The following is a 19458-nucleotide window of genomic DNA, read 5'->3' on the forward strand; positions in this document are numbered from 1 at the left end:
CCGGGCGCGGTCGCTGTCGGTGGTCACCGGACTCGGCCCCGGCGAGCCCGCGTTCGCCCGAGCAGTGGACGGGGAGCGCTGCCCCGCGCCGGTGGCGGCGGCGTGATCGGTCGGGAGCCGGGTCGCCCCGGTCCGGTGGTAGCTTCGCCGGACCGCCGCCCCGGACGTCCGCGGACGCCGCGACGGTGGTGGGAAAGCGATTACTCGGAGGTCGGGACGGCGTGCTGCTGAAGGTGGACGGGCTCGTCAAGGGGTTCGGCGAGCTGGTCGTGCTCGACGGCGTGGCTTTCGACCTGGACGCCGGTCGGGCCGCGGCCGTGGTGGGGCCGAACGGGGCGGGCAAGTCGACGTTGCTGCGGTGCGTGGTGGGCGCGGACGTCGCCGACGCGGGTCGGGTGCTGCTCGACGGCGTGGAGCTGGACGAGTCGGCGCCCGAGGTGCGGGCGGCGGTCGCGGCGGCGTTGGACGACGTGGCGTTCTTCCCCGACCTGTCGGTGGTGGAGCACCTGCGGCTGTACTCGTGGGCGCACCGCGCGGACGACCCGGACGCCGTGGTGGAGGCCGTGCTCGGCGAGCTGCGCCTGCTGGGTGCCGCCGACCAGTTGCCCGCGACGCTGTCCAGCGGTCAGCAGCGGCGCCTGGCGCTGGCGTCGTGCTTCGTGCGGCCGCGCCGGCTGCTGGTGCTGGACGAGCCGGAGCAGCGGCTCGACGTCGCCGGGCGGCGGTGGCTGGTGGACCGGCTCGTGGCGGAGAAGGAGGCGGGCACGGCGGTGCTGCTGGCCTCGCACGACGAGGAGCTGGTGACGAAGGTCGCCGACGTGCTCGTGGAGGTGGGCGGGTGAGCGCGTCACCCCTCGCACCGCCCCTCGCGCCGTCCGCCGCGTCGGTCAGGTCCGAGCTGCGGCGGTTGGGCCGGGTCCGCGACCCCAGGTCGTTCAGGCGGCGCGTGCTCGACTCCTCGGACGGGCTGTTCGGCGGCGCCATGGCGGTGGGGCTGGCCTGGGGCGGCCTGTCCGCGGTGCCCGACGCGGCCTCGGGGCTGCTCGCGTCCGGCGGCTCGACGCCGCTGCTGCTGGGCCCGGTGGCGCTGCTCGCGGTGGTGCTGGTGCTGAAGCTGCTGCTGGCGGTCGGGCCCGTCGCGGTGTCGTCGGCCGCCTCGTCGTGGCTGCTGGCGGCACCGGTGGACCGGCGGTCGTTGCTGCTCGGGCGGTTCGGCGCGGCGTTGGCGGCGGGCGCGGTCGGCGGCGGCCTGCTGTTCGCGGCGCTCGGGCCGTTCGCCGGGCGGGCGGCGGGTGTCGTCGCCGCGGCGGGGGTGCCGGTGGGGCTGCTGGTGGTGGGGGTGGCCGTGGTGCTGCAGCGCGACCCCGCGGCGGTGGTGTCGGCGCAGCGGTGGTCGCGGGTCGTCGTGGCGGTGGCCGTGGCGCTGGTGGCCGTCGTGCCGGCGCTGGGTCGCGGGTGGCTGCCCGCGGGGACGTGGTGGCCACCGGCCGCCGTCGTCGCGGTGGCGGCCGGCACGGTGGCGGTCGTCGTGGTGGCGGCCGTCGTGGCGACCGCGGTGGCGTGGCGGGGGTTGGGCGGGTTCACCCGCGCGGCGCTGACCGGTGGGACGCAACTGGTCGACGCGGCACGGGCGGCGGCGGTATGGCTGGACCCGGCGATGCTGGCCGACGTCCTCGCCGCCCGGCGGGCACGGGCGGTCGGGCGGGTGCGGTCCGGCGCCCTGCGCGGTGGGCGTGCGGCGGTGGTGCTGCGCGCCGAGCTGGTCCGGTTGCGGCGCGGCGGTGCCGCGGTGTCGACGTGGGCCGGGCTGGCGGTGGTGCCGTACGCGGCGGCGCAGGTGCTGCCCGGGGCCGCGGTGGGCGCGGTGCACCTGGTGGCGGCGTTCCTGGCGACCGAGCGGCTGGCGGCGGGGCTGCGCGCGGTGGCCCGGTCGGCGGCGCTGCGGCGGGCGCTCGGCGGGACCGACCGGGAGCAGCGGCTGCTGCACCTGGTGGTGCCCGCGTCGGGGGCGTTGGTGTGGTGCGCGGTGACGTTCCCGGCGTTGCCGGTGGCGGCGCCCGTGCTGGTGGTGGTGTCGGCGGTGGGCGCGGTGGCGGTGACCTACCGGATGGCGACGCGCCCGGACGTGGACTACGCCTCGGCGGGCGTGGTGGACACCCCGTACGGCCTCGTGCCCGTGAACGTCGTGCGGCAGGTGATGCGGGGCCCGGGTCTGCTGCTGGTGCTGGTCGTGGTGCAGGTCGCCGTCGTCACCGGGTAGGGCCCGACCGTTCGGCGGGTCGTCGTCGGCGGCGTGGTGGCGGCGGCGCTCTCGGTCACGCAGGCGGGCGGGGTCGTCGCTCCCGGTTTTCCGGCTATTCCACGTCATTTCGACATGACCGCGATCCTGCGCACCCGGCACGCGGGTTCGGGAGGCCGTATCCGGTCCTACGCCCAGGTCAGGGGGTCACCGGACGGTTCGGGGAATTTCGCGCCACGGTCCTGCGGACTACTCGTGACGACCGTTCGGCTCAATCTTTCCAAGTGGGTTGAGTTGATCGTGTGAAACGTGAACTATTGGTCCGGCATTGGGAGAATCGGTCCACCTCGGACAATCCTGGGGGCTTGGGGGGAACATGGCCGACGCGAGGACGCCTGTCGCATCGCCCGTGGCGCAGCGAGTGCGCTCGGTGATGCCGGGCATGGGGTGACCGCGATCCGGAGGGGTGCGGGAGCACGGTTCCGCTGATCGGCGACCCGTCGTCGGATCGGCGCGCCGGGCGGCGGCACGGTACCGGAACTGCGCGCGGCGATGGGGTGAAGCTGTTCGACCGGCGGCCCGGGGCGTTCCCCGGTGCGCACGCCACCCGTGGACGGCTGCGTCGCGCACACACCAGAATGGGGGCCTGAGTCCGTGAACGACGCATTCACCGACAGTCCTACCCGAGTCGTCCTGGCCGAGCGGAGGACGCTGTTCCGGATCGGAATGCGAAAAATCCTCGACGAGGCTCCCGGAATGGTGGTCACCCACCAGGTCGACACGTTCGACGGTCTTGCCAGGCACACCCGGGAACTGCCCGACGTGGTGGTGATCGGGTGCCTGGCGGACGTCCCGCGCGCACCGCTGGCCGTGCGCCGGTTCCTCGACAGCAGGCCCTCGGCGAACGTGCTGGTGGTGGACGACAACACCGCCCTGCCGGACGCGCCGCGCGTGGGCGTCCTGCCGTTGAGCTCCGGTCCGGACGAGTTCCTCAGCGCCATCCGGATGCTGGCCGCGGGGTACGCGTTCTACGCCGGGCCCGCGCCGCGCGCCGCCGAGCGCAGCGAGCCGCAGGTGGAGCGCATCACCCGCCGGGAAACCGACGTGCTGCGCCTGCTGGTGCACGGCCGGACCAACTCGGAGATGGCGCGGAACCTGTCGCTGACCGAGAGCACCGTCAAGTTCCACGTGCAGAACCTGCTCCGCAAGCTGCGCCTGCCCAACCGCGCCAGCGCCGTCGCCTACGCCTACGAGACGGGGCTGATCAACGTGGGTGAACTGTCCGACACCGTCCGGAGGCCGTGAACCTTGCCCAACCTGACCGACGTGCAACGCGGCGCCCTGGGTGCCGCGACCGCGATGTTCTGCGTGGGCACGCTGACCGGTGTCTCCCCCGCGCTGCACGACTACCCCGTCTACGGCGGGCAGGCCGTGCGCTACCTGGTCGGCGCGGTGCTGCTGCTCGCCGTGGCGCAGGTGTTCGGCAAGGGACCGGTGCGGCTCACCCGGCGCGAGGTGTTCTTCCTCGCGGCGCTCGCGCTGACCGGGCTGACCGCGTTCAACGTGCTGATCGTGGAGAGCACCCGGTTCGCGGACCCCGCGACCGTGGGCACCGTGGTGGCCGCCGTGCCGATCGTGCTGGCCCTGCTGGGGCCGGTGACGGAGGGCCGCAAACCCGCGCCCCGGGTGCTGACGGCATCCGTTGTGGTGGTCGCCGGGGTCGCGGTGACCAGCGGGTTCGGCGGCGGGTCGCCGCTGGGGCTGCTGCTGGCCCTGGGTGCGCTGGCGTGCGAGGCGGGGTTCTCCCTGTTGGCGCTGCCGGTGCTGGGCCGGCTCGGCGCGATCCGGGTGTCGGCGTACTCGGCGGCGATGGCCGTGCCGCAGCTGGTCGTGGTGGGGCTCGTCCTGGACGGACCGCACCTGGTGCGGGTGCCGACCGCCTCCGAGGCGCTCGCGCTGGGCTACCTGGCGGTGGTGGTCACGGTGTTCGCGTTCCTGTGCTGGTACACCTCGCTGCCGAGGCTCGGCGCCGACCGGGCCGGCCTGTTCTCCGGGTTCCTGCCGGTGGGCGCGGTGGTGTCCACGGTGGTGCTGGGCACCGGTCAGCCCCGGGTGGCCGACCTGGTCGGCGCGTGCCTGGTGCTGGTGGGGCTCGCGATCGGGCTGCGGCCCGCGCGCAGCGGGAAACCGGCACCGGTGTGAACTCCCACCAGGTGATCCAGCTCCTCCTCGCGCTGGCCGCGATCGTCGCGGTCGCCAAGGTGATGGGGTGGCTGGCGACGCGGCTCGCGCAGCCCGCCGTGGTCGGCGAGATCCTGGCGGGCGTGCTGATCGGGCCGACGCTGTTCGGCGGGGTGGTCTCGGACCTGGTGTTCCCGGCGGACATCCGGCCGATGCTGAGTTCGCTGGCCAACGTCGGGCTGGTCCTGTTCATGTTCCTGGTCGGCCTGGAGTTCAACCGGGACCTGCTGCGCGAGCGGTTCGGCACGATCGCGGCGCTGTCGCTGGGGTCCATGGTCACCCCGTTCCTGCTGGGGGTGCTGCTGGCGACCGTGCTGCGGCCCGACGACGACCGCCCGGCGTTCGCGCTCTACCTGGGCACGGCGATGGCCGTGACGGCGTTCCCGGTGCTGGCGCGGATGCTCGCCGACTGGGGCATGGGCCGCGACGGGGTCGGGGTGCTGGCGCTGGGCAGCGCCGCGCTGGGCGACCTGCTGGCGTGGTCGATGCTGGCGGTGACCATCGCGCTGCTCGGCTCGGGTGCGGGCGGGCAGTGGCGCCTGCCGCTGGTGCTGCTGCTGGTCCTGGTGAGCTTCCTGGTGGTGCGGCCCCTGCTGGCGCGGATCGCGGCCTCCGGGCGGGACGCGTTCGCGGTGGTGCTGATCGGCCTGCTCGGGTGGAGCGCGCTGACCGAGTGGATGGGGTTGCACTTCATCTTCGGCGCGTTCCTGTTCGGGCTCGTCATGCCGTCGGCGACGACCCTGCGGGCGGACGTGACGCTGCGCGTGGAGCAGGTCGGCAAGGTGCTGCTGCTGCCGGTCTACTTCGTGGTCGCCGGGTTCAACGTCGACCTGTCCCGCACCACCTGGTCGGGGTTCGCCGACTTCGGGCTGATCCTGCTGGTCGCGGTCGGCGGCAAGTTCGCCGGCGCGGTGGGCGCGGCCCGGTGGTGCGGGCTGGACTGGCGGGAGTCGGCGACGGTGGGCGCGCTGCTCAACACCAGGGGGTTGACCGAGCTGGTCATCCTCGGGATCGGCCTGCAACTGGGCCTGCTGGACCGCGACCTGTACTCGCAGCTGGTGCTGATGGCGGTGCTCACCACGATGATGACCGGGCCGCTGGTGAAGCTGCTGCGCCGGGGGGCCGCCCCGGTGGAGGTGGTCAGCTCGCCACGTCGGCGATGACCGGCCGCACCAGGTCGACCAGGCTCGCCGCGTCCACCTCGATGGTCTCGTCGTCCCGGCCGCTGCCGCAGTAGACCGTGCCCATGTCCGGCACCACCGTGTGGAACACGACCGTGCGGTCGGCGACCTCGGTCAGCGGGCTGATGCCGCCGGGGGCCATCCCCAGCTCGGCCAGGTCGTCCTCGCCGGCGCGGCGCAGCTTCGACCGCGGGACGCCCGCCGCCCTGGCGATCTTGCCGTAGCCCGCGGGGGTCAGCATCGGCAGGGACACCAGGACGAACCGGTCTCCCGTGCGGAACGCCAGCGTCTTGAGCAGCCGCTCGGCGGGCAGGTCCAGTTCGCGCTCGATGTCCTCGTACGTCCGGATCGGCGCGTGCGTGAAGGACGAGAAGGGCACACCGGCGGCTTCCAGGATGTGCGCGGGGGTCCGTCCGGTCATGGGCGCAGGGTATCGGAGCGGACCCCGTCCGCCGGCGCGCGGTGGCGCCGGCGCATCAGGCCGTGGAACACGAACCGCATCACCGGGTGCCCGGAGTCGGCGGTCAGCTCGCCGCGCTGGCGCACGATGCCGCAGTCCGCGCGGGTCAGCGAGGGGGTCGTGCCCAGCACGGTCATCCGCCCGACCAGCAGGTCGCCGGGCCGGACCGGCCGCAGCCAGCGCAGTTCGTCGATGCCCGGCGACACCTCCGCGGCCGATCCGCTGATCACCGAGTCGACGTAGAGCCGCATGAACGTGGCGGCCACCTGCCAGCCGCTCGCGATCACCGGCCCGCCCGCCGGGCCGAGGTGGATGGGCTGCGGGTCGTACTGGTGCGCGAACGAGCGGATCTCGGCCTCGGAGATCCGGCGGCTGCCCAGTTCGTGCACGTCGCCCACCCGGAAGTCCTCGAAGTACCGCACGTCACCTCCTCGCCGCCGCGCGCAGGCGGGGGAACAGCGCCAGCCCCGCCCCGCCGATGTCCGGCCGGTGCGCGGCCACCTCGCGCCGGGTCTGCCCGACCACCGGGCCGGTCATGAACGGGAAGTCCGTGCCGAACAGCACGTGCCCCGGCTCGGCGAGGGCGTCCACGCACGCCAGCGCGGCGGGCGCGGACGACTGCGCGGTCTCGTAGTACAGCCGGCCCAGCTCCTCCCCCACCGGGCCGTCCTGGCCGGGCAGCACCCAGGTGCGGGCCAGCTCCAGCCGTCCCGCCAGGAACGGGATGGTGCCGCCGCCGTGGGCCAGGACGAACCGGATGCGGGGGAAGCGGCGCAGCGCGCCGCGGAACAGCAGGTTGGCCACCGCCCGGGTGGTGTCCGCGACGAAGTCGACCAGCGGCGGCGGCACGGCGGCGGCGAAGTCGGGCGCGCCCGTGCAGGAGCACCGGTAGCCGGGGTTCGGGTGCACGAACACCACCGCGCGGCGCCGGTCCAGCTCCGCCAGCAGCGGGTCCAGGCCCGGGTCGCCGAGGACGGCGCCGTCGGCGAGGGAGGCGGGCAGCACCACGCCGTCCGCCCCCAGCACGTCGAACGCGTGCCCGACCTCGGCCAGCGCGGCGTCCAGGTCGGGCAGCGGCAGGGTGGCCAGCAGCCCGAACCGGTCGGGGTGCTCGCGCACCAGGTCCGCGGTCCACCCGTTGATCTGCCGCACCAGGTCCGCCGCGTCGGGCAGGACCAGCGCCGCGTCCGGCACCAGCACCGACAGCACGGCCGCGGCCAGGTCGTGCTCGGCCATCACCCGGAGGCTGTCGGCGGGGTCCCAGCGCGGCACCGGCACACCCGGCGCCATGTGCGTCACGCCGCGGGCGGCCAGCGCGTCGGCCAGCCGCCCGTGGTACGCGTGGTGGTGCACGTCGATCCAGTCCACCCCGGCGCCTCAGACCGTCCGGGCCGGGATCTTCGGCAGGTCGGCCAGCGCCGCGTCGACCTGCTCCTGCGGCACCTCGTAGTCCTCCAGCTGACCAGCCAGGAACGAGTCGAACGCGCCCATGTCGAAGTGGCCGTGCCCGGAGAACCCGAACAGGATGGTGCGGGCCTCCCCCGCCTCCTTGGCCGCGAGCGCCTCGGCGACCGCGCCGCGCAGCGCGTGCGACGACTCCGGCGCCATCACGAAGCCCTCGGCGCGGGCGAACCGCACGGCCTCGGTGAACACCTCGTTCTGGTTGTAGGCGACGGCTTCCACGAAACCCTCGTCGTGCAGCAGGCACAGCGTGGGCGCGTCGCCGTGGAAGCGCAGGCCGCCCGCGTGGATGGGCGGCGGCATGAAGCCGTGGCCCATCGTCTTCATGTGCAGCAGCGGGCCCAGGCCGGCGGTGTCCGGGTAGTCGTAGGCGTACCGGCCCCGGGTCAGGGTCGGGCACGCGGCGGGTTCGGCGGCGACGAACCGGGTGCCGCTGCGGGCGCCGGTCAGCGTGTCGGCCAGGAACGGGAACGTCAGGCCGGAGTAGTTCGACCCGCCGCCGACGCAGCCGACCACCACGTCCGGGTAGTCGCCCGCCATCTCCATCTGCCGCTTGGCCTCCAGGCCGATCACGGTCTGGTGCAGCACCACGTGGTTCATCGCCGAACCGAGGGCGAACTTGGTGTCGTCGTGGGCCAGCGCGTCCTCCACGGCCTCGCTGATGGCGATGCCCAGGCTGCCCGGCGACCCGGGGTCCTGCGCGAGGACGTCGCGGCCCGCCTGCGTGCGCGTGCTCGGCGAGGGGAACACCTCGCCGCCCCAGGTCTCCATCAGCGAGCGCCGGTGCGGCTTCTGCTGGTACGACGCCTTCACCATGTAGACGGTGACCTCGACGCCGAACAGGCTGCCCGCGAACGACAGCGCCGAACCCCACTGGCCCGCGCCGGTCTCCGTGGTCAGCCGCCGCACGCCCTGGCGGGCGTTGTAGAACACCTGCGGCACCGCGGTGTTCGGCTTGTGCGACCCGGCGGGCGACACGGCCTCGTACTTGAAGTAGATCTTCGCCGGGGTGTCGAGCGCCTTCTCCAGCCGGTCCGCGCGGTACAGCGGCGAGGGTCGCCAGATCCGGTAGACGTCCTGGACCTCCTCGGGGATGTCGATCCAGCGCTGCGGGCTGAACTCCTGCGCGATGACCTCGTCGGGCAGGAGGGGCTGGAGGTCGGCCGCGGTGATCGGTTCGCGGGTCACCGGGTGCAGCGGCGGCAGCAGCGGCTTGGGCAGGTCGGGCAGGACGTTGTACCACTGGGTGGGCATGTCGTCCTCGGACAGCAGGTACTTCTTCACGTCGTCGGTCCCCTCAGAACATCGGTGCCTGGCTCGGGGCGCGCAGGGTGCCCAGGTGCGGGTGCCACAGGTGGTCCGGGTTGTCCTCGACCTCGCGCGTGATGTCCCGCATGCGGGTCAGCGCGGCCGGTTCGCCGTCGCCGTCCCACACGTCGCCCTGGAGCATCCGCAGCACGTCCAGCCGGTAGCGGGGGTCGGCGACGAAGGCGGTGAACAGGATGTTGAGGCGGTAGTAGATCGAGATGAACTCGTACCAGTTGCTCACCGCCCGGCGCAGCTTGGTCTCGTAGCGGCCGAACGAGGGCTTGGTGAAGTCGCCGTGCTCGGCGGCTTCGAGGATGTCGTAGGACGCGATGCGGGCGCTGTTCATGGCGACGCTGACACCGCTGGAGAAGATCGGGTCCACGAACCGGGCCGCGTCGCCGACCATCAGCCAGCCGTCGCCGCAGACCTGCCTCATGGCGTAGCTGTAGTCGCCCTCGGGTTTGAACGGCCGGACCCGCTCGGCCTTGCGCAGCGCCTCGGCCAGCTCCGGCCGGGTCGCCACGGCCTCCTCGAAGAACGCCCCCCACTGCTGGTTCGCGGCGGTGAAGTGCTTCTTCTGGGTCACGACGCCGACGCTGGTGACGGTGTCGGTGATGGGGATCTGCCAGACCCAGGTGTCGGTGATCGGCAGGAAGTGGATGAAGATGAAGTCCGCCTGCTTGCGGTCCACCGCCAGCGCCGAGCGGTCCAGCCCGTCGAACCAGGTGTGGATGGCGTACTGGTTGAACACCGGGTCGGGCACCTTGAGCTTGAGCTGGCGGCCGAGCAGCGTGCTGCGACCGCTGGCGTCGACCACCAGGCGCACCCGGACGCCGACCTCGGTGCGGCCCAGGGTGAACACGATCCGCTTGACGTCCTCGTCCAGCTCCACCCGCTGCACGCGCACGCCCTCGTAGACCTTGGCGCCCTGGGACTCGCTGTGCTGCAGCAGCAGCAGGTCGAACTGGCCGCGGTCCACGTGGTAGGTGTAGTCCTGGTCGACGCCCCGCTGGTCGCGCTCGCGGAACTCGACCTCTGCGGCCTTGAACCCGTGCGAGAGCTTGAACCCGAGCGACGAGATGTCGTTGCTGGTGGCGGAGGTCCACGCCGCGCCGTACTTGCGCGGGAAACCGCCCTCGTCCACCTTGGCGAGCGCCCCGATGTCGGCCAGCACCGGGGTGGTGGCCGGGATCAGCGACTCGCCGACGTGCGGGCGGGGGAACAGCTCGCCCTCCAGCAGCACGACGGACATGCCCGCCCTGGCCAGGTAGGAGGCGATCGTGGAACCGGCGGGGCCGCCGCCGATGATGCCGATGTCGAAGTCAACGTCTGTCACGGTGCTCCCAGCTCAGACTCTGCGGACGTCGTTCTCCAGCTCCAGCACCAGTCGCGTGATGCTGTCCAGGTCGCGGAAGTTGCTCCCCACCATCCGTTCGGCCGGCACGTCGACCCCGAGCCGCTCACCGATGAAGACGACGAGGGCCGTCGTCGACAGGCTGTTGAGGATTCCCCACTCCAGCAGCGGGGTGTCCGGCAGGACCTCCACGCCGGCGGAGTCCAGCACCTTCTCCCGGATGAACTCCGTCAGCGTGCCGAGCACTTCAGCGTGTTCCATGCACATCTCCGTATCCGCGCCAGGCCACCGGATGTCCTTCGGATGCTATGAGCGGCGGAAACCGCTGTCTTCCGTCGTTGTGGCGGGCGGCAGCCGGCCGTTCGGCGGAGGCGGACCTGTCCGTGCGGCCAGTGCCGGGCCGCCCTTCCGGCGGAGGACATCCGGGGGCCGACTGCTTAGTGTCGATCGCGTGGACTTCGGATGGCACCTGGCCGAGCAGGCCGAGTTCGACCGCGTCCGCGCGGAGGTGGCCGCCTGGCCGGACGAGCGGCCGGCGGCGCTGACCCGGGAGCGGTGGCGGCGGTGCGGCGACGCCGGGCTGCTCGGCTACAGCGTGCCGGCCGACCTCGGCGGGTCCGGCCGCGGGTTCCTCGACACCGCGCGGGCCGCGGAGGCGTTCGGGCTGGGCTGCCCCGACATGGGGCTGGTGTTCGCGGCGCTGGCCCACCTGTTCGCGTGCGCCATGCCGATCGCCGAGCACGGCGACGAGCGGGTCCGCGAGCGGGTGCTGCCGCTGCTGGCCTCCGGCGAGTGGGTCGGCGCCAACGCGATCACCGAGCCGGACGCGGGGTCGGACGTCACGGCGCTGCGCGCGACCGCCCGCGCGGACGGCGACCACTACGTCCTGGACGGCGTGAAGTCGTACGTCAGCAACGCCCCCGAGGCCGACGTGTTCGTGGTCTACGCGTCCACCGCCCCGGAGTTCGGCCACCTGGGCGTGACCGGGTTCGTCGTGGAGCGGGACGCGCCCGGCCTGGTGGTGGAGCCGTTCGGGAAGTCCGTGCTGCCCACCTGCCCGGCCGGCGAGGTGCGCCTGGAGGGGTGCCGGGTGCCCGCGCACCACGTGCTGGGCGTGCCCGGTCAGGGCGCCGCCATCTTCCAGTCGTCCATGCGGTGGGAGCGGACCTGCCTGTTCGGCGCCTACCTGGGGCAGGCGGGGAGGCTGCTGGAGCGGTGCGTCGCGCACGCCCGGGAACGCCGCCAGTTCGGCAGGACCATCGGGAAGAACCAGGCCGTGTCGCACGCGGTCGCGCGGCTGCACGGCCGGGTGGAGGCGGCCCGGTTGCTGCTGTGGCGGGCGTGCTGGCTGCTGGACCGCGGCGAGCGGGCCGCGGCGGAGGTGGCCGGCGCGAAGCTCGCGATCAGCGAGGCGGCCGTGGACACGGCGGCGTTCGCGATGCGCCTCCTCGGCGGGGCCGGTACGCGGCTCGGGTCCGGGGTGGGCCAGGAGCTGCTGGACGCGGTGGCGGCGACCACGTTCTCCGGCACGTCGGAGATGCAGTTGGAGCAGATGGCCAAGGAGCTGGGACTGTGAGACTCCTGCACGACCTGGTCCGGGAGCACGCGTCGAGCACCGCGGTCGCCGTCTCGGCGGGCGACGGGGAGCTGACCTACGCCGAGCTGGACGCCGCGGCCGACGCGCTCGGCCACCGGCTGGCCGCGCTGGGCGTCGTGGCCGGCGACCGGGTCGCCCTGTGGCTGCCGAAGTCCACCACCGCGGTGGTCGCGACGCAGGCGGTGCTGCGGCTCGGCGCGGCCTACGTCCCGGTCGACCCGCTGAGCCCGGTGGACCGGGTCGTGCGGGTGCTCGGGGACTGCGCGCCCCGGGTCGTGGTCACCACGCCGGAGGGCGTGGAGGCGCTGGGCGGCGGGTTCACCGCGGTGTGCGTGACGCCCGCCGGCGAGCCGGCGGGACCGCTGCCGCGGGTGCCGGTGTCACCGGACGACCTGGCGTACGTCCTCTACACGTCCGGCTCCACCGGTGTCCCCAAGGGCGTCCGGATCTCGCACCGCAACGCGATGGCGTTCGTCGAGTGGGCGGCGGACGAGCTGGGGGCCGGGGCGGCGGACCGGTTCGCCAACCACGCGCCGCTGCACTTCGACCTGTCGGTGCTGGACCTGTACGTCGCGTTCCTGGCGGGCGCGTCGGTGCACCTCGTGCCGCAGGAGACCGCGTACGCGCCGCGCCTGCTGGTCGGCCTCCTCTCGGCACGGCGGATCACCGTCTGGTACTCCGTGCCGTCGGTGCTGGTGCTGATGGCGCGCGACGGCGGCCTGCTCACCGCCGACCTGCCGGAGCTGCGCGCCGTGCTGTTCGCCGGCGAGCCCTACCCCGTCGACCACCTGCGCGCGGTGCGCGCGGCCTTCCCCGAGGCCCGGCTGCTCAACCTGTACGGGCCGACCGAGACGAACGTGTGCACGTTCTACGAGGTGGCCGACGTCCCCGCCGACTGGACCCGCCCGGCGCCGATCGGCAGGGCCTGCTCGGGCGACCGGGTGTGGGCCGCCCGGGACGACGGGACCCCCGCCGAACCGGGCGAGGAGGGCGAACTGGTGGTCGACGGGCCGACCGTCATGCTGGGCTACCACGGCGCCGAGCCCCACCGCGGCCCGTACCGCACCGGGGACCGGGTCGTGCTGCGGGACGGGGAGTTCCACTACCTGGGTCGCCGGGACGACATGGTGAAGATCCGGGGCAACCGGGTCGAGCTGGGCGACGTGGAGGCCGCGCTCCAGTCCCACCCCGGGGTGAGCGAGGTGGCGGTGGCCGTCGTGGGGAGCGGCGTGGACGCCCGGCTGACGGCGTACGTGGTGCCCGCGGACGGCGGCGATTTCGGTCTGCTGGACGCGAAGCGGCACTGCGCGGCGCTGCTGCCCCGCACCATGATCGTGGACCGGCTGCACGTCCTGGCGAGCCTGCCGCGCACCCCCAACGGCAAGGTCGACCGCAGGGCGCTGACCGCCGACCCGGCGCGCCGGACGGGGTGACCCGCGCGGCCGTGGGCCCTCGGTGCGGACAGGCGGGCGGCACCGGCACGGCCCGTCAGGAACCGCCCACCCGGCTCTCCGCGCGGTCCGGGCCCCGGTCCTCCAGCACGCCCTCGTGGAGCGCGACGACGAGGGCCTCGCTGCGGCTGGACACGCCGAGCTTGGCGAACACGGAGGTGATGTGGTTCTTCACGGTCTTCTCCGAGATGCTCAGCCGGACCGCGATCAGCCGGTTGGACAGCGCGTGCGCGAGGAGGGCGAGCACCTCGTGCTCGCGGTCGGTGAGGCGGGCGCGCCGCCGGGGGACCCCCGACCGCTCCCCCGGCTCGGCGCTCGCGATCAGGGTGTTGGTGGCCAACCGCAGCTCGTCCGCCGCCCGGCTGGCGGCCGCGGCGTACTCGTCCATGAAGTCGAGGACCAGCGACGGCACGGTCCCCGCGGTTCCCCGTCCCTGCAACCACAGCACGACCGTTCTGAGCAGTTCGGCCTTCTCCGGGTCCTGGTCCGACGACCTCAGGGCGTAGCGGGCCAGCGCTTCCAGGTCGAGCCGGTCCAGACCGGCCATCTGCAACCACTGCGCGAACCGCTGTTCGACGACGACACCGGACATCCGACCTCCTGCTCGCCTCGGTCCACACCAGGACTCTCGCACGAAAGACCGGGCCGCGGTCACGCGAACGTGGCGGCCTGCCCGATCGAGCTGATGTTCACCAGGATCGACCTGCCCGGGGCGCGGCGCGCCTCGGTGATCACGGCGGCCAGCTGGTACCCGGTCTCCAGGGCCACCGCGTGCCCCTCGGTCCCGGCGAACAGCGCGGCGGCGGCCTGCGCCTGGCCGGTGCTGACGGCGGTGGTCCGGATCAGGCCCTCGGCGTGGCAGCGGGCGACCGGGGCCGCCACGATCGTGGACCCGAGGCCGCCGATGTAGTCGGAGCCGAGCAGCCGCTCCAGCCCGTACGTGTGCAGTTTCGGGTAGAAGCCCTGGTCGTCGATCGAGTACCGGCCCAGCACGCCCTTGCTGACGATCGGGCACAGCTCGGACTCGGCGCACACCACGTCGGGCCCGTCCACGCCGGCCAGGCGGTCGACGAGGTAGGTGCCCGAGATGCCGAGCAGGTTGGCCCCGCCGCCGCAGCTGCCCACCACCACGTCCGGCCGCAGGTCGCCGAGCTGTTCGCGCGCCTCCAGCCCGACGATCGTCTGCGGCAGGATGAAGTAGTTGTAGACGCTGCCGAACACGTACCGGGCGCCCGGCTGCCGCCGGGTGTGCTCGACCGCGTGGTTGGCGGAGAGCACGAGCGGGTCGAACCGGGCGTCGTCGTCGGGGCGGACCACCTCCACCCGGGCGCCGGCGGCCCGCATCAGCTCCGCGCGGTCGGGTCGCGCCCGCAGGCTGGCCTCGTCGATGAAGCACAGCACCTCCAGGTCGAACTCGGCCGCCGCCAGGGCCAGGGCGATCCCCCAGTTGCCGGTGGTCTCGGTGGTGATCCTCCCGATGCCGTCCCGCGCGCAGTGGTAGGCGACCCACAGGGCGCTGTTCGCCTTGTGGTTGCCCGAGGGCGTCGCCCCCTCGTCCTTGACGAACACCCGGCAGCCGTTGCCGACCGCCTCGGCGAACGCCCTCGCCTCGAACAGGGGGGTCGGGCGGTAACGGGCGAACCCCTCCCGCAGCGGTTCGGGCACGGGCACCAGGGGTTCGGTGGACAGCTCCAGCTCGGCGAGGGAGGGCGGCAGCACGGCGGCCAGCCGGTCCAGGGTGATCGGCTCCTCCGTCTCCGGGTCCAGCACCGCGCCCGGGCAGTGCGCGGACAGGTTCAGCAGCGCGTCGAACACGGCGTCTCCACGGGGTCGGTCGCGATCGGACGGGAAAGGTCGGGTCGGGTCGGGTCGGTCGGTCAGATCGGGGCAGATCGGGTCAGGTCAGATCGGGTCAGGTCAGGTCAGGTCCACGAACTTCCCGACGAGCTGCCGGCCCTCCTCGCCCAGCGCGAACTCCCTGACCCGGTCGACCAGCTGGTGGACCGGCACCTCGTCCCGGTAGGGGGTCACGTGCTCGGACAGCGCCGAGTGCCAGGCCGCCGCCGCCGGGCTGAGCCGCTGCGGGCCGAGCAGGTGGCTCGCCTGGAACAGGCAGCCGGCCAGCACGGCGAGCACGGTGCCGACGTTGTCGCACAGGGTCAGCGCCTTGCGCGCCGAGTTCAGGCTCATGCTCACGATGTCCTGGTTGCCGGCGTTGGAGGGCAGCGTCTTGACCGACGCGGGCGCGGCCAGGTCGAGGTTCTCGGCGGCGATGCTGGTGGCCAGGTACTGGGTCCCGCTCAGCCCGGAGGACAGCCCGCTGTTGTCGAGGGCGAGGAAGTCGGTCAGCTCCCCGTTGAGGTGGGGGTCGACCAGGCGGTTGACCTGCCGCTCGGCGAGCACGCCCAGCTCGGTCACCGCGATGCCGAGGTAGTCGCAGGCCATGCCGACGTACTGGCCGTGGAAGTTGCCGCCGTGGAAGGACTCCTCGGCCGTCTCGAAGATCAGCGGGTTGTCGTTGGAGGAGTTCAGCTCGCGGGTCAGCACGGTCCGGCAGTACCGCAGGGTGTCGTGGACCGGGCCGAGCACCTGGGGCACGCAGCGCAGCGTGTAGGCGGACTGGATGTAGACCCCGGCGTCGACGACGCCCCCGGCGTCCCGGGTGCGGGCGCTGATCTCGTTCATCAGGTCGACGTGCTCGCGGGTCAGGTCGCCGCCTTCGAGCAGTGCGCGCAGCGTCGCCGCCACGGCGATCTGGCCGGGGTGGCCCTTCAGCTCGTGGCCGCGGGCGGCGAACGCCCCCGTGCTGCCGCGCAGGCACTGCACGTACAGGCCGGAGAGGAACACCGCGAGCCGGAGCAGCCCCTCCGCCCGCACCAGCGCCACGGCGGCGGCCCCGGTGGACGCCGAGGTGCCGTTGATCAGCGCGAGCCCTTCCTTGAAGCCCAGGGTCACCGGCTCCAGGCCGAGTTCGGCGAGCACGTCGGCGCTGTCCCGCCGCACGCCGCCGTGCACCACCCGGCCCTCGCCGATGACCGGCAGCGCCATGTGGCACAGCGGGGAGATGTCGCCGCTGGCCCCCAGCGAGCCCTGCTGCGGGATCAGCGGGTGCACCCCGCGGTTGAGGAACTCCACCAGCATCCCCACCACGGCCGGGCCGGCCGCCGAGTAGCCGCGGACCAGGCAGTTCAGCCGGGCGGCCAGGATCGCCCGGGTCACCGGCTCGTCGAACACCGCGCCGACCCCGGTCGCGTGGTTGCGCAGCAGGTTCACCTGGAGCGCGGTCTGCCACTCCGGGCCGACCACCACGTGCGCCAGCTCGCCGAAGCCGGTGTTGACGCCGTAGACGGGCACCCGCTCCTCGCCCCAGCGCCGCACCCGGTCGAACGCGCCGCGCAGCGCCGCGGCGCTGTCCGCCGCCACCTCCACCCGCTCGCCGTCGAAGGCGATCGCGGACAGCTGTTCCGGGCTGAGGCCGTAGCCGTCGAGGACGATCATGGTTGCTCCTCCGTGGGCGTGCGCAGCGTGGTGAGGTAGGCGGCGAAGTCGGCGAACCGGGAGTGGTCGAACACCGCCCGCTGGGGCACGGCCAGGCCCAACCGGGCCCGCACCCGCGCCACCACCCGGGGGGCGAGCAGGGAGTGGCCGCCGACCCCGAAGAAGTCGTCGTCCACCCCGATCCCGGCGCGCCCGGTGACCTCCTGCCAGATGCTGGCCAGCTCCCGCTCCAGGTCACCGGTGGGCGGGCCGCCGGGGGACGCGGGCACGGGCGCGGGCAGCGCCGCCCGGTCCACCTTGCCGGTCGACGTGCGGGGCAGGTCGTCGAGCAGCACGTAGTGGGCGGGCACCATGACCGGCGGCAGCGCGCGCACCGCGTGGCGGCGCAGCGCGGTCACGTCCGGTCGGCGGCCGGGGCGCGCGGCGACGTAGGCCACGATCTCCGGCGCGACCCGCCCGGCGCCGTGCAGCCGCACCGCCACCTCGGCGACCCCCGGCGCGGTCGACAGGGCCGCCTCGACGTCGCCGAGCCGGACCCGCACGCCGCGGATCTTCACCTCGTCGTCCAGCCGGCCGACGAACACCAGCTCCCCGTCCGCGTCGTACCGCCCGAGGTCGCCGGTGCGGTACACCCGGACCGCCGGGTCGCCGCCCGGGTCGGGCAGGAAGCGTTGCGCCGTCTCCTCCTCCCGCCCCAGGTAGCCGTGCGCGAGGTACCGCGAGCGGACCAGGACCTCGGCGACCCCGGTGCCGTCCAGCAGGACGTCGCGGCCGGGCACGGGCCGCCCGACCGGCACCACCTCGCCGGTGAACCCGGCCGGCACGCGGTACCAGGTGGCGAGGGTGCACTCGGTGGGGCCGTAGAAGTTGCGGACCTCGGCGTTGGGCAGGTGCCGGGCGGCGGCCACGAGCAGGTCGGGCGGCAGCACCTCGCCGAACAGGCCCAGCGAGCCGACCCCGGGCAGCGGCCGGTCGGGGCGGGCGGCGAACAGGGCCCGGCACAGGCTGGGCACGGTGAGCAGGTGGCTGACCCGCTGCTCGGCGACCAGCTCGGCGATCCGGGCCGGGTCGCTCTTCTCCTCGGCGGACGGCACCACCAGGGTCGCCCCGGCGTGCAGCGCCGCGAGCACTTCGGCGTAGGCGGCGTCGTAGGTCATCGCGGCCCACTGCAGCACCCGGCTCCCCGGCGCCAGCGCCAGCTCCTCGGCGAACCAGCGGGCGAACTGGTCGAGGGCGGCGCGGGGTTGCACGATCCCCTTGGGGGTGCCGGTGGAGCCCGAGGTGTAGACCACGCAGCCGGTGTCCGCCGGCACCGTCCCCGGTCGGCCGCCGAGGCGGCGGGCGGCGGGTCTCCCGGCTTTCCAGACGAGGAGCGCCGCCGGCCGGCAGTCCCGCACCACCTGTTCGCGGCGCAGCGGCGGGTAGGCGGGGGTGAGCCACGCGAAGGGCACCTCGGCCCGCAGGGCGGCCACCAGCGCGATCACCGCCGGCAGGCCCTCGTCCACCTCCACGGCCAAGACCTCGCCGGGGGCCGGCCCCAGTGCCGACAACACCGCCGCGCACCGGTCCACCCGCTCCGCGAGCTCGCCGTAGGTGGTCACCCCCTCGGCGCTGTGCACGGCGGGCCGGGCGGGGTCGTGCCCGGCCAGCCGTTCCCAGGTGTTCACGGCACCCGCTCCGTCACCTCGACGACCGCCAGCGTGCAGGCGTACCCGCTGCCGCCGCCGACCAGCAGCACCGTGTCGCCGGGGCCCACGGCGCCCGTCGTCACCAGGTGGTGCAGGCCGACCAGGTTGTCGGCGGCGCCCAGGTGCCCGGTCGTCGCACCGAAGTCCCAGGTGGACAGTGCGTCGTCGATGCCGAGGATGCGGTGGAACAGGCCGAGGAGCACCGGTTGGGTGGCCACGACCGGCACCGCGCGGGTGATCCGGGCGGCGGTGGTGCCGGCCTCGTCCAGCACCTGCTCGAACGTCTCCGTGATCACGTCCCCGATCCGCTCCACGTGCTCGTGCACGGGCAGCACGTGGCCGTGGTACCGCTCGCGCGTCGCGGTGAAGTCCACCGGCCCGGCACCGGGCGGGAACCCGTCGCCGCGCGACTCCGCCTCCAGGCCGTTGTCGTACCCGGTGGCGATGGCGGTGATCCGGGCGAACCCGCCGTGCGCGCTCAGCAGCAGCGCGCCGGCACCGTCGCCGAACACCGCCTGGGAGTCGCAGTTCCACCGGTCGAAGCCCGCCGCGTCGAACCGGTCCGCCGCGGTGACCAGCACGTGGCCGCCACCGTCGGCGAGCAGCCGCGCGCCCAGCTCCACCGCGGCCAGGCCGCCGTTGCAGGACTGGAGCACGTCGTAGCCGGGGACACCGGCGCCGAGGGTGCGCGCCGCCACGTACGGCGCGGCGGACCAGTACCGGGCGCCCTGGGAGTCGAGGTAGGTGTGCAGCACCGCCCGCACCGGCGGCGGCGCACCGCCCAACGCCTCCTTCGCCGCCAGCACGGCCATCTCGGCCGCCACGTGCTCGTCGGCGACGCACACCGAGGTGATGCCGTCGGCGTCGGCCCGCTCGGCGGGGTACCAGCCCCGGGACACGGCGTCGGCCGTGCCGACCCGCGGGGGCAGGTGGGCGCCGAGGCCCGCGACGTACAGGTCGGGCGTTCGCATCCGGTCCCC

General features: G+C 74.1%; 18 protein-coding genes. 7 read left to right on the forward strand and 11 right to left on the reverse strand.

The genetic code is table 11. The features are described from left to right. Positions 1 to 221 precede the first annotated feature (221 nt). The 5 genes from ACRAKJ_RS25100 to ACRAKJ_RS25120 all read left to right on the forward strand — a co-directional run bounded on the left by ACRAKJ_RS25100 (position 222) and on the right by ACRAKJ_RS25120 (position 5643). Positions 222 to 842: an ATP-binding cassette domain-containing protein gene (locus ACRAKJ_RS25100; RefSeq protein ID WP_438919398.1), complete on the forward strand. Its 621-nt coding sequence runs from the start codon at positions 222 to 224 to the stop codon at positions 840 to 842. Next, the gene (locus ACRAKJ_RS25105) at positions 839 to 2260 is read left to right on the forward strand and encodes a DUF6297 family protein (RefSeq protein ID WP_438919399.1); all 1422 of its coding nucleotides are present in this window, start codon (positions 839 to 841) and stop codon (positions 2258 to 2260) included. The genes ACRAKJ_RS25100 and ACRAKJ_RS25105 overlap by 4 nt, the downstream gene beginning before the upstream one ends. Positions 2261 to 2995: 735 nt before the next feature. Then, entirely contained in the window at positions 2996 to 3544 is a 549-nt protein-coding gene (locus tag ACRAKJ_RS25110; protein WP_438919400.1) for a LuxR C-terminal-related transcriptional regulator, read from the forward strand. Positions 3545 to 3547: 3 nt separating this feature from the next. Then, complete coding sequence (locus ACRAKJ_RS25115; RefSeq protein ID WP_438919401.1) at positions 3548 to 4441, forward strand: EamA family transporter; 894 nt, start codon at positions 3548 to 3550, stop codon at positions 4439 to 4441. An 11-nt stretch (positions 4442 to 4452) separates the two neighbouring features. Next, positions 4453 to 5643 (forward strand): cation:proton antiporter domain-containing protein, encoded by a 1191-nt coding sequence (locus ACRAKJ_RS25120; RefSeq protein ID WP_438919402.1) that lies wholly within the window; start codon positions 4453 to 4455, stop codon positions 5641 to 5643. Here ACRAKJ_RS25120 and ACRAKJ_RS25125 read toward each other — a convergent pair. From ACRAKJ_RS25125 to ACRAKJ_RS25150, 6 genes are read right to left on the reverse strand one after another with little or no spacing between them, the layout of a single operon-like run. Further along, the gene (locus tag ACRAKJ_RS25125) at positions 5621 to 6082 is read right to left on the reverse strand and encodes an aminoacyl-tRNA deacylase (protein WP_438919403.1); all 462 of its coding nucleotides are present in this window, start codon (positions 6080 to 6082) and stop codon (positions 5621 to 5623) included. The genes ACRAKJ_RS25120 and ACRAKJ_RS25125 overlap by 23 nt on opposite strands. Continuing rightward, the gene (locus ACRAKJ_RS25130) at positions 6079 to 6543 is read right to left on the reverse strand and encodes a MaoC/PaaZ C-terminal domain-containing protein (protein WP_438919404.1); all 465 of its coding nucleotides are present in this window, start codon (positions 6541 to 6543) and stop codon (positions 6079 to 6081) included. Before ACRAKJ_RS25130 ends, ACRAKJ_RS25125 begins: the two co-directional genes overlap by 4 nt. A gap of 1 nt (position 6544) precedes the next feature. Then, positions 6545 to 7489 carry an amidohydrolase family protein gene (locus ACRAKJ_RS25135; protein ID WP_438919405.1) on the reverse strand — a complete coding sequence of 315 codons (945 nt, stop codon included), beginning with the start codon at positions 7487 to 7489 and terminating at the stop codon, positions 6545 to 6547. A 9-nt stretch (positions 7490 to 7498) separates the two neighbouring features. After that, on the reverse strand, positions 7499 to 8866 hold the full coding sequence (locus tag ACRAKJ_RS25140) for a TrpB-like pyridoxal phosphate-dependent enzyme (protein WP_438919406.1): 1368 nt from the start codon (positions 8864 to 8866) through the stop codon (positions 7499 to 7501). 13 nt (positions 8867 to 8879) lie between these two features. Next, positions 8880 to 10226, reverse strand: coding sequence for a tryptophan 7-halogenase (locus tag ACRAKJ_RS25145; protein ID WP_438919407.1), 1347 nt, complete (start codon positions 10224 to 10226; stop codon positions 8880 to 8882). A 12-nt stretch (positions 10227 to 10238) separates the two neighbouring features. Beyond that, complete coding sequence (locus ACRAKJ_RS25150; RefSeq protein WP_438919408.1) at positions 10239 to 10505, reverse strand: phosphopantetheine-binding protein; 267 nt, start codon at positions 10503 to 10505, stop codon at positions 10239 to 10241. A 190-nt stretch (positions 10506 to 10695) separates the two neighbouring features. Here ACRAKJ_RS25150 and ACRAKJ_RS25155 point away from each other — a divergent pair, with 190 nt between their 5' ends. Together ACRAKJ_RS25155 and ACRAKJ_RS25160 are read left to right on the forward strand one after the other, a co-directional pair. Then, entirely contained in the window at positions 10696 to 11820 is a 1125-nt protein-coding gene (locus tag ACRAKJ_RS25155) for an acyl-CoA dehydrogenase family protein (protein WP_438919409.1), read from the forward strand. Continuing rightward, on the forward strand, positions 11817 to 13274 hold the full coding sequence (locus tag ACRAKJ_RS25160) for an amino acid adenylation domain-containing protein (protein ID WP_438919410.1): 1458 nt from the start codon (positions 11817 to 11819) through the stop codon (positions 13272 to 13274). Before ACRAKJ_RS25155 ends, ACRAKJ_RS25160 begins: the two co-directional genes overlap by 4 nt. Before the next feature lie 55 nt (positions 13275 to 13329). On the opposite strand, the gene ACRAKJ_RS25165 is transcribed toward ACRAKJ_RS25160, so the two are convergent. The 5 genes from ACRAKJ_RS25165 to ACRAKJ_RS25185 form a co-directional block, all read right to left on the reverse strand. Beyond that, positions 13330 to 13884, reverse strand: coding sequence for a LuxR C-terminal-related transcriptional regulator (locus ACRAKJ_RS25165; protein WP_438919411.1), 555 nt, complete (start codon positions 13882 to 13884; stop codon positions 13330 to 13332). A gap of 59 nt (positions 13885 to 13943) precedes the next feature. Next, on the reverse strand, positions 13944 to 15107 hold the full coding sequence (locus ACRAKJ_RS25170; RefSeq protein WP_438919412.1) for a pyridoxal-phosphate dependent enzyme: 1164 nt from the start codon (positions 15105 to 15107) through the stop codon (positions 13944 to 13946). Positions 15108 to 15209: 102 nt separating this feature from the next. Then, positions 15210 to 16790 carry a tyrosine 2,3-aminomutase gene (cmdF, locus tag ACRAKJ_RS25175; protein ID WP_438919413.1) on the reverse strand — a complete coding sequence of 527 codons (1581 nt, stop codon included), beginning with the start codon at positions 16788 to 16790 and terminating at the stop codon, positions 15210 to 15212. Further along, positions 16787 to 18457: an AMP-binding protein gene (locus ACRAKJ_RS25180; protein WP_438919414.1), complete on the reverse strand. Its 1671-nt coding sequence runs from the start codon at positions 18455 to 18457 to the stop codon at positions 16787 to 16789. The genes cmdF and ACRAKJ_RS25180 overlap by 4 nt, the downstream gene beginning before the upstream one ends. Further along, positions 18454 to 19449, reverse strand: a complete 996-nt coding sequence (locus tag ACRAKJ_RS25185) for a ketoacyl-ACP synthase III family protein (protein ID WP_438919415.1) — start codon at positions 19447 to 19449, stop codon at positions 18454 to 18456. The genes ACRAKJ_RS25180 and ACRAKJ_RS25185 overlap by 4 nt, the downstream gene beginning before the upstream one ends. Positions 19450 to 19458: the final 9 nt, after the last annotated feature.

The organism is Saccharothrix sp. DSM 118769, assembly GCF_052936295.1.